The sequence below is a fragment of the Advenella alkanexedens genome, from assembly GCF_019132845.1.
In the GTDB taxonomy this organism is placed as follows: Bacteria; Pseudomonadota; Gammaproteobacteria; order Burkholderiales; family Burkholderiaceae_B; genus Advenella; species Advenella alkanexedens.
In genome coordinates this window covers 140,508-152,926 of sequence record NZ_JAHSPR010000007.1, presented here as the reverse complement: position 1 = coordinate 152,926, position 12,419 = coordinate 140,508, and the positions used below count along the sequence as shown (strand labels likewise).

General features: G+C 47.4%; 13 protein-coding genes. 4 read left to right on the top strand and 9 right to left on the bottom strand.

Features of this window, described 5'->3' with window-relative positions; genetic code table 11:
• The 4 genes from KU392_RS10545 to KU392_RS10530 all read right to left on the bottom strand — a co-directional run.
• Positions 1-191: transposase (locus KU392_RS10545; RefSeq protein ID WP_217735254.1), on the bottom strand; the 191-nt coding region annotated here is incomplete at its 3' end.
• A gap of 210 nt (positions 192-401) precedes the next feature.
• The gene (locus tag KU392_RS10540) at positions 402-1,376 is read right to left on the bottom strand and encodes a Bug family tripartite tricarboxylate transporter substrate binding protein (protein ID WP_217735253.1); all 975 of its coding nucleotides are present in this window, start codon (positions 1,374-1,376) and stop codon (positions 402-404) included.
• A 53-nt stretch (positions 1,377-1,429) separates the two neighbouring features.
• On the bottom strand, positions 1,430-2,944 hold the full coding sequence (locus KU392_RS10535) for an AMP-binding protein (RefSeq protein ID WP_217735252.1): 1,515 nt from the start codon (positions 2,942-2,944) through the stop codon (positions 1,430-1,432).
• A 10-nt stretch (positions 2,945-2,954) separates the two neighbouring features.
• Complete coding sequence (locus KU392_RS10530; RefSeq protein ID WP_217735264.1) at positions 2,955-3,818, bottom strand: SDR family oxidoreductase; 864 nt, start codon at positions 3,816-3,818, stop codon at positions 2,955-2,957.
• Positions 3,819-3,948: 130 nt separating this feature from the next.
• Between KU392_RS10530 and KU392_RS10525 the strand changes: the two genes are divergently transcribed.
• Positions 3,949-4,869, top strand: a complete 921-nt coding sequence (locus KU392_RS10525; RefSeq protein WP_217735251.1) for a LysR family transcriptional regulator — start codon at positions 3,949-3,951, stop codon at positions 4,867-4,869.
• 162 nt (positions 4,870-5,031) lie between these two features.
• Here KU392_RS10525 and KU392_RS10520 read toward each other — a convergent pair whose 3' ends face one another.
• Together KU392_RS10520 and KU392_RS10515 are read right to left on the bottom strand one after the other, a co-directional pair.
• Positions 5,032-5,736 (bottom strand): flagellin, encoded by a 705-nt coding sequence (locus KU392_RS10520; protein WP_281421611.1) that lies wholly within the window; start codon positions 5,734-5,736, stop codon positions 5,032-5,034.
• Positions 5,737-6,022: 286 nt separating this feature from the next.
• On the bottom strand, positions 6,023-6,301 hold the full coding sequence (locus tag KU392_RS10515; protein ID WP_217735250.1) for a helix-turn-helix domain-containing protein: 279 nt from the start codon (positions 6,299-6,301) through the stop codon (positions 6,023-6,025).
• A gap of 109 nt (positions 6,302-6,410) precedes the next feature.
• Between KU392_RS10515 and KU392_RS10510 the strand changes: the two genes are divergently transcribed.
• Positions 6,411-7,667, top strand: coding sequence for a tyrosine-type recombinase/integrase (locus KU392_RS10510; protein WP_217735249.1), 1,257 nt, complete (start codon positions 6,411-6,413; stop codon positions 7,665-7,667).
• 28 nt (positions 7,668-7,695) lie between these two features.
• Positions 7,696-8,541 (top strand): hypothetical protein, encoded by an 846-nt coding sequence (locus KU392_RS10505; protein ID WP_217735248.1) that lies wholly within the window; start codon positions 7,696-7,698, stop codon positions 8,539-8,541.
• A 60-nt stretch (positions 8,542-8,601) separates the two neighbouring features.
• Here KU392_RS10505 and KU392_RS10500 read toward each other — a convergent pair whose 3' ends face one another.
• The gene (locus KU392_RS10500; RefSeq protein ID WP_217735247.1) at positions 8,602-9,228 is read right to left on the bottom strand and encodes a rolling circle replication-associated protein; all 627 of its coding nucleotides are present in this window, start codon (positions 9,226-9,228) and stop codon (positions 8,602-8,604) included.
• A gap of 470 nt (positions 9,229-9,698) precedes the next feature.
• Here KU392_RS10500 and KU392_RS10495 point away from each other — a divergent pair, with 470 nt between their 5' ends.
• Positions 9,699-10,148 carry a hypothetical protein gene (locus KU392_RS10495; RefSeq protein ID WP_217735246.1) on the top strand — a complete coding sequence of 150 codons (450 nt, stop codon included), beginning with the start codon at positions 9,699-9,701 and terminating at the stop codon, positions 10,146-10,148.
• Between the two features lie 114 nt (positions 10,149-10,262).
• On the opposite strand, the gene KU392_RS10490 is transcribed toward KU392_RS10495, so the two are convergent.
• The gene (locus tag KU392_RS10490; protein WP_217735245.1) at positions 10,263-11,426 is read right to left on the bottom strand and encodes a FliC/FljB family flagellin; all 1,164 of its coding nucleotides are present in this window, start codon (positions 11,424-11,426) and stop codon (positions 10,263-10,265) included.
• Between the two features lie 144 nt (positions 11,427-11,570).
• Positions 11,571-12,329 carry an RNA polymerase sigma factor FliA gene (locus tag KU392_RS10485; protein WP_217735244.1) on the bottom strand — a complete coding sequence of 253 codons (759 nt, stop codon included), beginning with the start codon at positions 12,327-12,329 and terminating at the stop codon, positions 11,571-11,573.
• Positions 12,330-12,419 lie beyond the last annotated feature (90 nt).

The following is a 12,419-nucleotide window of genomic DNA, read 5'->3' as shown; positions in this document are numbered from 1 at the left end:
ATGTTGTCGTTAATGTTGTGGGCGCGGGCAATGGCCGCTACCGATACGGCGGAGTTTTTGCACAAGGCAACCAGATGGGATTTAAAGGCCGGGCTGTGCGTCCGCCGACGGGGTAACGGGGTTGGTTGCGGGCTGATTTCTTCTAGATAGTCCATACGTGTCCATTTGCGATAGTGGACAAGTATGTTCATATTTTATTAGCGACTTGAAAAGATGACTTTACCGGACAGTTACGTAAGGGATGAGTTACAAGCGATGCTAATCAACTCACATGAAAGAGTCAACTACAACTGCATTCCCACGCGGAGCATGGGAACGAGCACGAGCGATGCTAATCAACTCACATTTTTCTAGCTCCCATGCTCCAGCGTGGGAGCTAGAAGTATTTGCACCATCACAGATTATTCAAGAACAATCTGATTCTTCTCAATGACCGACTTCCAGCGAGCTCTGTCATCATTTACAAATTGAGCCAGCTCTTCACTTGATTTTGGTTCCTGAATATATAAACCCAATGATTCAAATTTTTTCTGGAACGCTTCATCCTTCAGGGTTTTATCAATAGCCTCCCGTAATTTATCAACCGCTTCACTTGGGGTACCTTTGGGCGCTGCAACACCAAACCATGTAGATGCCTGGTAATCTGAGTTGCCAAGCTCTGCGACAGTAGGTACATCAGGCAAGACACCCAGACGCTTTGAGGTTGTAACCGCCAAAGCCTTTACCCGATTATCTTTGATCAATGGCAACGAGGTACTGATACCATCAATCATTAATTGGGTATCATTTGCCATCAGGGAAGTAAGGGCCGGTGAACTGCCGTTATAGGGGATATGAGTTACTTTAATATCATACTCACTCAAAAGCATCTCAGTCGCCAGTTGCAGCGGGTTTCCCGTACCTATCGACGCATAATTCAACTTCTCTGTGTTTTTCCTGGCCTCTTCCACAAACTTATCAAGGGTATTCAAGCCTGTTTTATCATTGGTAATTACAATAAGCGGCATTTCCGCCACGACTGAAACCATTTCAAAATCACGTTCAGGATCATAAGGAAAATCCTTGTACAACATGGGATTCAAAACCATACTGGAATTACTTGCAAGGAAAAGCGTATAACCATCCGCCTTTGAACGCGCAACAAACGAAGCGCCAATACGAGTACTGGCACCTGGTTTGTTTTCAACCACAATGGCTTGATTGAGATGTTTTCCTACACTGTCAGCCAATGCCCTGGCCAGTTGATCTGCCGCCCCCGCCGGTGTATAAGGCACCACCAGCTTCACCGGCATTTCAGGATAGGCAGCCTGTACCGCTGCACTACTGACACACAAGCCAAGGGTGAGCATTATTTTTTTCATAAACGTCATTTTCATTAATATGTCTCCTGATTTTATTATTTAATATAAATACTTAAAATAATTGAAAATTAAACTTTTCTGCTTCTTCCCTCCCAGTATTTTTCACGCAAAAACCGCTTATAAATTTTTCCATTATCATCCCTGGGTAAATCATGTTTGATCAACAATTGCTTCGGTACTTTATATCTGGCTACTTTTTCTGAAAGCCATTCCCGTAAATTTTCCACTTTTATATCTGCGTTTTCATGGGGCTGAATGCACGCCAGCAAGCTTTCACCAAATTCATCATCGGGCACCCCAAACACGGCACAATCCGCCACACCCTGATACTGTAAAATTTGAGCCTCAATTTCCGCCGGATATATATTCACACCACCCGAAATCACCATATCCGATTGACGATCACATACAAACAAATAACCGTCTTCATCAAGATAGCCCATATCACCCAGATTGATTAAACCATCCCTGTCAACTTTCTGCCTTGCTGCAGGATTATTGCGGTACTCAAAATCGGTATAGGCATATTGGCGCACATAGATATAACCAATTTGGCCCGGTTCACACTCAGCACCATTTTCATCATAAATCCTGATTATGGCCCTTCCTACCGGAAGCCCTGCTGTACCTGGCTTTTTCAATGCCTGTTCCGAATCAACCAGCGTAATCAAACCCACCTCACTGGAGGCATAAGTTTCATAAACAATAGGACCAAACCAGTCAATAATGGCTTTTTTTACATCAGGCGCACAAGGTGCACCTGTAGACGCAATAAAACGCAAGGAAGAAACATCATATTTCCTGCGAATTTTCTCATCGAGCTTTAACAACCTGACATACATAATCGGGACCATATACACAATCTCAATTTTGTACTTTTCAATCAGACTCAATAATTCAACGGGATCAAACCTTTCCGTCAGCACAAACAACTCGCTTTCTTGCAGGGCAAACTGTGCAAAAAGACTGGGAGCACTATGATATAAAGGCGCGGGTAACAAAACACGGCTATCAGGTAGCAGCCCCAGTGTTTGCTGGACCATAAGCCGCATTTCATCTTGTTTTTCCAGTCTTTCTTCAGGATTGAATGGAATCCTGACCACCCCCTTGGGCTTACCGGTCGTTCCCGATGTATAAGCCATATGCCCCCGTGGAGTCCGGGAGTAAGCGGTGCGCTCTTTAAATCCGTCTCGCCATGAGGCATAATTTTTAAGATGACGCGTCTGAGTTTGACTGGTATCTGCCTTATCACCAACAAGAATGACTGTCATATCAGCAGGAATGACCGTACTAAGGCTATCCCAGAACTCTTCCTGCATAATCAGGATTTTTGTCCCGCTATCAAGCAGGATATGCTTTACCTCTTCCGCCTTGAAGTGCCAGTTGATTGGGCAATAATACGAGCCAACCTGCCTGTTTGCATGAATCACCTCCAGATAAGCCTGGCAATTCCTGAGCATAACGGCAATAACATCACCTTCCTGCACGCCCAAAGCATCAAATCCGGCAGCCAGTTTCCTGGCATTGGATTCAATAATTCCAGCCTCAACTTCCCTTTTTTCAACAATGACTTTTCTGGACATTTTTTCCTCGTTATGCATTTTTTGTTTTTTCTTTAATAACATTCCGTGCATGCTCCCAATCCGCTTTTGTCCATTCAAAATACTGTTTGAAATAGGCACCGTTGGCCAACCAGTCCCCACCATCCAATGCGATGGTCTGGCCGTTAATCCAGTCATTCTGGGGGCAAAGCAAAAACGCGGCCAATTGCGCGATATCACTCATTTTGCCAAGTCTTTGCATAGGGTTCTGCTTAACCAGGTTTTCGGTATTGTCGTCAGTTGGACGCAAACGTGCTGAAGCCCCTTCAGTTGGAATTACCCCGGGTGCAATGGCATTAAACCGTATACCATGTCTGCCCCACTCTATTGCCAGGGATTTGGTCATCGTATCAACGGCAGATTTTGACATGGCAGATGGCACCACAAAAGGTGAACCTGTCCATACCCAGGTTACGACAATTGAAAGAACAGATCCTGAACGCTTGCTTTCGATCCAGCGTTTGCCAACAGACTGGGTCACATAGAAAGTTCCGTTCAGTACAGTTTCCGTAATTGCCTTAAAACCATTAACCGTCAAATCTTCGGTTGGGCAAATAAAATTTCCGGCGGCATTATTGATAAGTGCATCAACGCCCCCGTGTTTATCCCAAATTTCCTGAATTAAGGCATCTACCTTTGCAGCATCACGAATATCGACAGCGTGCGTAAATACTTCCGCTCCGGGATATTTTTCATGAAGTAATTTTGCTGCCTCATCCACCACTTCTTTTCTGCGACCACATAGATGCAGTGTCGCTCCCAGGCTGGCCAGTTTTTCTGCCATGCCATACCCCAGCCCCGTACCTCCGCCAGTAATCAATACGCTCTGGCCCTTGAATAATCCGGGTGAAAATATTTCGTTTTTCATTTGTTTGTCTCCTTTTTAATTTAGTGTATCAACACCATATTATGGAAACAATGCCTTAAAATCGATAATATATGTTTCTTTACAGGAAACAATAAAATAATAAGGAGAAGAGGAGCTTATGATTAATACATCTGATTTTGATATAAACCTGGTCCGGCTTTTTGTAAGCATTATTGACACGGGTACCTTAAGCGCTGCAGCCAAACGTCACGGAACCACCAAGTCCCAAGTCAGCAAGAACCTGAAAAAGCTGGAAAGCCTGCTTCAAACCCAGCTGATCCGACGTTCCACAAGACGACTGGAACTCACCCAGCAAGGTGAAGTGCTTTACCAGCATGGGGTTGGCATGCTGAATGAAATTGAAGCTGCCCACCAGGAAATACAGCGTTTAGGATCTGAGCCTATGGGCAATGTCAGATTAAGTGTTCCAACCGGGTTGGGCGAACTGATTCTGCAACCCATACTGATTGAATTCAAGAAAAAATACCCTCAATTGAATTTACAGATCATGTTTTCCAATCGGGTCAATGATTTAATTGAATCCCAGATTGATGTCGCTGTCCGTGTTGTTTCCGAGCCTCCCAAAGACTATGTCGCCAAAAAAGTAAGTGATATTACCTGGCGTCTATGTGCTTCTCCGTATTACATAAGAAAAAACAAAGTCAATACAGAGAATATTAAAGGGCTGGTCAATCTGGGTTATTTATGTCCATCCAATAAACTGTATGAAACACTGAACTTATCTTCAGATAATGATAATTTTAAAATAAAAATGAATCCCAAACTGCAATCGGAAAATTTCCGTTTTCTGCTTGAAGCGGCAAGAAATGATTTGGGTGTTGTGCTACTGCCAAGTTATGTCGTTGAACAAGATGTCGTGAAAGGAACCCTGAAGGTATTGTTCCCCGAATTCAGCATCAAGGAAATTGATGCCACCCTGTATATTTTAACAACCCCCAAACCTCACCTGTCCTCGGCAGCCATCAAAACCCTCACACTTTTTTTACAGGAGCAGCTGAGTTTTTTATTCAGGCATTAGGGTTCACTCAAATAGAGAAAATGCAATTTGTATTCCCACGCGAAGCATGGAACAAGCATAAACAACGAGTATGTGTAAAATAAAAAAACCGCCAGTCCCGAAGGAAAGGCGGTTTCGTAGTTCCATTTGGGGACGGTTGCCCGTCCCCAATACTGCCTGGAATTAACGCAGCAGCGACAGCACAGTCTGGGGAACCTGGTTGGCTTGTGCCAGAACCGAGGTGCCGGCCTGCTGCAGGATCTGCGCACGAGTCATGTTGGAGACTTCGACTGCGTAGTCGGCGTCTTCGATGCGCGAACGGGATGCAGACAAATTAGTAATGGTGTTATTCAGGTTAGAGATGGTCGATTCAAACCGATTTTGCACCGCACCAAGATCACTACGCATAGTGTCCACATTCTTGATCGCCGCATCAATTTGCGCCAACACGTCAGCAGCGACCTCTGCCGGATCTGCCGTAGTTAGTATGCCGTCGTCTTTGGTGATGGTGAAAGTCGGCGCGCCGGTATCAGTAGAAGCGAAAATTGCATCCACTTGCGCATCCATGCCGGTGATGGTGATAGTATCGTCATCCCGTGCGCCAACTTGGATGTCAAGATCAGCGTCATCCTTCAAAATGAACGTACCATTAAATTCAGTTTTGTTGGCTACTCGGTCAATTTCTTCCAGACGCAGCTTTACTTCTGAGTTAATAGAGGCGAGGTCGTCTGCCGAATTGGTCTCATTCAGTGCTTGTACTGCAAGCTCACGGACACGCTGCAGGTTGCTGTTGATTTCGTTCAACGATCCTTCAGCAGTCTGAGAGATAGAAATACCATCATTGGCGTTACGTGCAGCTTGCGTTAAGCCGCGCACTTGCGCAGTCATGCGGTTAGCAATCGCTTGACCAGCAGCGTCGTCCTTGGCGCTGTTGATAACGCTCTCCGTAAGCCGCTGATAATAATGTGAAAAACAAGGGTTTTATTCCGATTTCCAGAAATTACTACTCTGTGACTACGGCTTGTCGATAAAAACCGGGAATTCCGACCGTACGGATTTGACGCAGGCACGATAAGAATCAATGACTTATTGGCCGTCTTTGTCGGCAAGTTTTCTACGGGCTGTCTACGTTGCCCAGCCATCACGATATCCAAGGTGCCCGTTTGGGGACGGGCTATTTCTTCCGATCAGGCCGTCTTAGGTCGGCGTCTTGCAACCTGCCTTCCAGGACTGCGATGGCCCGCTCATCAAAATGCAGGCTCACCCCGTCCTGATTGGAATCAATCTTGATACCGAATTCTTCGAGCCGTTCGACCATACGGGCGTAAAGCTCATCCTTCATCGGTATTTCAAGAGTTTCAATTCGAGCAATCGTGGGCTTGGAGCTGCCGATCAATTCGGCAAACTGGATTTGGTTGTATCCAATGGCCGAACGAATCGACCGCATTACCATGGCAATCCGTGTTTGCGTTTTATTATCTGTGGTCGTCATAGCAATCGAGAATCGCGTCCTATACTGAACAAGCATTAAATGATACTATTAGTATCGTTATTGGTTCTGTGTGATTCTGCCTCTGCCTCGTACATTACTGACCCAACAAGTTGTCGACTCCATGCTCTGCCCGACAGGTAAGCGCAGGATCGATTATTTTGACACACGGCTTCCTGGGCTACTCATCAAGGCTTCGGACAGTGGGCGTCGTTCCTACTACATCCGGTATGTGGATACGCATGGCCGTACGAAGGAAAAGAGATTTGCCGATGCAGGAATCATGTCATTGGCAGACGCGAGGAACAAAGCAAAGGAACTGCTGGCTCGCCTGAGTCTGGGCGACGATCCTTTCGTTGAAAAGAACCAGCGCAGAACCGTCCCGACCTATCGCGATTTCATCCTGAAGCGCTATCTGCCTTACATGAAGACCCACAAACGTAGTTGGCGGGTTGATGAGGCGCAATTGCGGCTGCATATCCTGCCTGTCTTGGGCGGGCTGTACATGGACGAGATCAAGAAGCAGCACGCTATCGAATTGTTGCGGCAGCATCGGGAAGAGAAGCGCTTCAAACCATCGTCCACCAATCGAATGCTGAACGTCGCTCACAGAACTTTCAGCTGTGCTCTGGAGTGGGAGATTCAGGGGGTGGCATCCAATCCGATTTCAGCAGTTCGCAAGCTCCGTGAGAACAATTTGCGAGACCGGTATCTGAGCAATGAAGAACTACGCAGACTGATTGCCGAACTGGATGGGTCTGACCATCCCAGGATCAAGGAAATCATTATCATGCTGATCCTCACTGGCGCACGACGCAATGAAGTGTTGGGCGCGAAGTGGTGCGATATCGATTTTCAGAACCGAATCTGGCGCATTGAATTCAACAAGAGCGGTATCACGCGATACGTTCCGTTATCCACTGGCGCAATTCAACTGCTTCGCAATGTTGATCGGGTTCCAGGTGTGGACTACATCTTCTTCAACCCCGCCACGATGCAGCCATACGTCAATATCTTTCATGCATGGAATCGAGTCCGGAAGGATGCAGGTATTAAGGATGTTCGGCTGCATGACCTACGTCACAGCTACGCGAGCTTTCTGGTAAACCAGGGAAGATCCATTTATGAAGTTCAGAAAATACTGGGCCACTCGAACGTGAAGACCACCCAGCGGTACGCGCATTTGAGCAACGACACTCTGTTGGCAGCCACCAATTCCGTGTCCGATTATGTGTCGAATGTTTCTGGCCGAGTGTTGGACAGCAGAATGAAGAATATTGCCGCGACATTCTCTTCAGTGGAAATGAGAAATGCGGGCTTTCTGCCGTAAAGGGATTTTGAACAGGAAGGGGGAGTGAATGCCGGACAAAAACCTTGTCGCGCTCTACAAGCAGGCTGTGGACCGGTTCGTAAATGCCATCCACAGGCAGTTCAAAACGTCGAATCGGCTTGCAGATCACTGGGTGCAGTTCGCATCCCATTTTCGGGAAATTGCCGAGCAGAACCGTGTGGAAATTATCTCCGAACTAAACCTGTATGATCGTCACTCGAAGCTTCGGGTGACGATCACCGAGCGGCTTTCTGAGCTGTTGGAAGATGATGGTTTTTATCAGGTCTTAATGGCCGTGGAGAAGCGCAAAGAGCGGCTTTCTGACATCATTGCAAAGCTGGATTACGACATCTGGTATGTTGGCTTCTTCCGGCTGCGTGCGCTGATCATCATTTACCTGCTGGAAGCCGAGCAGGATGACTTCCTGAAAGAGGAGGATCGCCACATGTATGAACGCTTCCGAAATCGTCAGAGAGCGCAGCGCAACCCCATCTATTGGCGTGGTGCCGGTACCGTCATCATGGAGCCCACGGAAGATGTCGTGGCCTTACGGTACCTGCGGGATTCCGACACGGCGATCATGACGCGTCACGCAGGTGCCCTGCATGCGACCTTCGAGCGACTGAAGCATGATGCCCATGGGATTCTGAATTACTTCAATAAACTGGAATTCTTCGGGTGTCTTGGAACATCCGTGAAGGATGTGATCGACAGGAATCCCGAAGCAGATGAGCAAGAGCTTGTTCTGGCTGCGCTAAGGGGCATCAAGCAGCTTCTGTCCGAGTGGTCCCGCCGATACCTTCACTCGGGTACTCTGAATGTCGTGGACGAAGAAAAGCTGATGAAACTGACGGCTGAAGCCAGATACCCATGAAGGAAAAGAGGCCCATAGAACGGGCCTCGCAGAATGTTGTGTAAAGTCGAAGATTGGCTTTTAAACAACTTTCCGCCCGGTAAGGCAACACAGGTCATAGATGATTGTGTCGTCGTACCGATAGCAGTCCTTGGTGATATATTGGCCCACCTGGAAGAGTTCAGTTGGATTGATAGGCCGGAACCAATATCTCTCCAAGTCATTTCCCGACGAAGACACATCTAAATTGGTGCTGGCCACGTCGTACCAGTTCCGCTTAATCAGGTCTTGCATTTCCATGGCCCCAATCGGGTTATCAGGCTTGGGTTGTTTTATCAAGGCATGGATGTGAAGTGACCCGTCCTTATGTCGCTCAATGGCGGAGAAGTGGATGATTCGCTTCTTTGATCTTCTGCCATATAGATCCGCACTCAATAAGTCGAAGAGCTTCGTTCCGAGCGAAACGACTTTGTCGTGATCGGTCTTCTTGTACTTGAATGTTAATGTGACGAGCCAGTCGAATCCTTGCTGAGTGATGTCATAGATATGCTGTTCCCTTTGTCTTTGCCGGAATTGCTCTCGATCTGTGAGAGATGTGTTGCAATGGAATTCATTCATAAGGGCAGATCTGATGTCATCAAGTGTGATGGCTTTGTTGCCGTTATGGCTGTTTCCCTGTAGGGATTGGGTGTTGTGATGCGTGGTCATGTATGTCCTTTATTTGTGTCGTTGTTCCCTTTACGGGCGGACTGATGTGAGATATGTGGTGTAGGTCGGTCATTTGATCAACATCCATTCAATGAAGTGGTTAGAGGGAAATGTTGATTAAAGGGATATTTTGTCTTTTCTTTGGTGTTTTGCCTGTCTGGTGATTCCGTGTATGTGGTTCACTTCACCATCTCCATTACAGATATTTTGGGCATAGTTTCACCAAGGGCATTTCCAAATGCCCGACGAATATCCTGAACGACTGACCCCACGTTCCTGATCACAAAGTCGCCTTCGCGTGAAATTGAGACCCCATTGGCATATGCCGATGAGTTCGTAATGATGAGATGAGGCCACTCGGTATCACCGGCAAAAGCCGTAGGAAACCAAGTGGCCGGGTATTTATCGAATGCAGTCGGAAAAACAGGAATCAAGGCTGCTGTTTGTCTCATATGTGTTATAGTTTTTTGATGAGTAAGCAGCTATCTCAGGAAGAGAAAACGCAACTGGTACAAGCCGTCCATAGCGCCGTCAACCACTACGACAAGAGCAAGCGAAAGACGATCACACAGGCGTGTAAGGATGTGGGACTGGCCCGCAGCACTTACAATCGCTGGCGGGATTCCGTGCAGGAGAATATCAACGAGACCGGAGTGGCCGTCGTGCCGCCACCTAAAAGCCGTGCACCCAAGCGGAATGGAATGTCGCTTCCGGCCGAATTGCAGAAACGGATTGCCGATATGGCTCGATCTGGCCTGTATGCCAATCCTAGTCAGATCGGTAAGGCATTGAGAGAAGAAGGCGTCAGCGTCAGCGACAATACCGTTCGAAATAAATTGGAATCGGCTGGCCTCTATGGATACCGGACCGTCGTGGGAAGCGATGGAACGCCGATCAAGAAGAAAGTGATTTTGCGATGAGAGCTGATTTCATCCGCCCCAACAGCCGCCTATAGAAAAACCGCCAGTCCCGAAGGAAAGGCGGCTTCTTGGTTCTGTATGGGGACGGTTGCCCGTCCCCAATACTGCTTGGAATTAACGCAGCAGGCTCAAGACACCTTGCGGCACTTGGTTGGCTTGGGCCAGAACTGAGGTACCAGCCTGTTGCAGAATCTGCGCGCGAGTCATGTTGGAGACTTCGACTGCATAGTCGGCGTCTTCAATGCGCGAACGAGCTGCGGACAGGTTGGTGATGGTGTTGTTCAGGTTAGCGATTGTAGACTGGAAACGGTTCTGAATTGCACCAAGATTACTACGTTGCTCATCAACTGCTTTCAAAGCTTTGTCCAATGTGGATAAAGCGTTGGAACTACCCCCAGCAATACTTACCCCAGTGGCATTATTAGCAATAGTATCCGTCGATGCTAGTGCTGCTTCAGCGGCAGTTCCACTAAGTTTATTGCCCAAAGCCACTTTACCATCTGCGTCAATAGAGGCGGAATAAGCAACCTCTGAGCCACTAGTGGTATCGATTATGGCAAAGCTCTTGTCGTCGTTATAACTGACGAGGCTAGTATTGTCGTTATTAGCAAGGCTTTCGGCAGTAGTAAACTGAGCGATCGCGTAATTATAGGAGTCAGTATCGATATCAGCCGTACTTGCTGCTGCTGACAATACGTCAAAGCCTTTTGCGGCAACTTGACGAGCCTCACCATTTACAGCTGTGCTAGGGACGGTGCCGCTAGCATCCCACTTATTCCAAGTGCCATTACCCTTAATTGCTATATCAATGGTCTCATTATCTTTAGCACCTACTTGAATGGAGAAAGTCTCATCCGAAGAGCTTTTCAGAACCTCGATACCATTAAAGTTGGTTTGTTCAGCAACACGGTTAATTTCTTCGAGGCGCTGATTGACTTCTTCTTGAATGGAGTCAATGTCAGACGCGGAGTTGGAGCCGTTTTGAGCCTGAACCGTTAGTTCACGGATACGTTGCAAGTTATTGTTGATCTCGTTCAACGCGCCTTCAGTCGTCTGAGCGATGGAGATACCATCGTTGGCGTTACGAGCAGCCTGGGTCAGACCCTTGATGTTGGAAGTGAAGCGGTTAGCAATAGCTTGACCAGCAGCGTCGTCCTTGGCGCTGTTAATGCGCAAGCCGGAAGACAGACGCTCAATCGCAGAACCCAAAGCATTTTGGGATTTTGTCAGGTTATTCTGGGAAACAAGAGCCAGATAGTTTGTATTAATTACAGACATGGAACACTCCAAAAAAATAAGATCACTTCAAGAAAAACCAAGTCATAACACCTTTGTCTTGAAGGCTTACTACCGGTTTATGTTCTTATTAACGGCCCCGGTTTTTATTTCTTTAATATTTTTTAATTATTTTTTATTTTTTTATTAAAAATTTTCCGGCAACTGGTCCCAATACGCTTCTTTCAGCATCCCACGCAGCCTCAAAACAGCCTGCGAGCGCAATTGCGATACCCTGCCCTCGGTCAGATCCAGCACGGCGGCTATTTCTTTCAGGTTCAAGGCCTGTTCAAATATTAAAGACAGTACCAGCTGTTCCCTTTCAGGCAGTTTGCCAATGCATTCGGCCAGGGTGTGTTTGAATTCTTCATTCAGCAGGGCCGCTTGCGGGCTGTATTCATCGCTGCCCCCCATCAATCTGTCCAGCTGGTTGTTTTCCCGTTCGCCTTCGTCGCTATCAAATCTGAAGTCTTCGTAATGCACCACATGCACGGTACCCACATCGTGCAGTTGTTCGCGGTAGGCGTCTACGGTAATACCCAGCTCTTCGGCAATTTCTTCATCACCAGGTTCATAGCCCAGTTTTTTTTGGGCCTGGGCCATGGCTTTCTGGATTTTGCTGTTTTTGCTACGCAGGGTGCGGGGCAGCCAGTCTTGCCGGCGCAGCTCATCGGTAATGGCACCCCGTATTCTTGTATTGGCATAGCTGGTAAATTGCGCGGCACCGGTGTTTTCAAAACGCTGGGCGGCGTCCAGCAGGCCAATCATGCCGGCCTGGATCAGGTCATCCAGTTCTATATTGGCGGGCAGCCGGGCCATCATTTTAAGGGCAATGCTACGCACCAAGGGTGCGTGTTCGCGCAATATCTGCTCTATAGAGGGTCTTGGTAACGTAGCCTTGCTCATGCACAATGAATGTGGTTGGTATACATTTTGTCATTATTAACGATTTTGCTTGCGTTCAATAGGCAGAACTAGGCCGGGTTTCACGGGTAA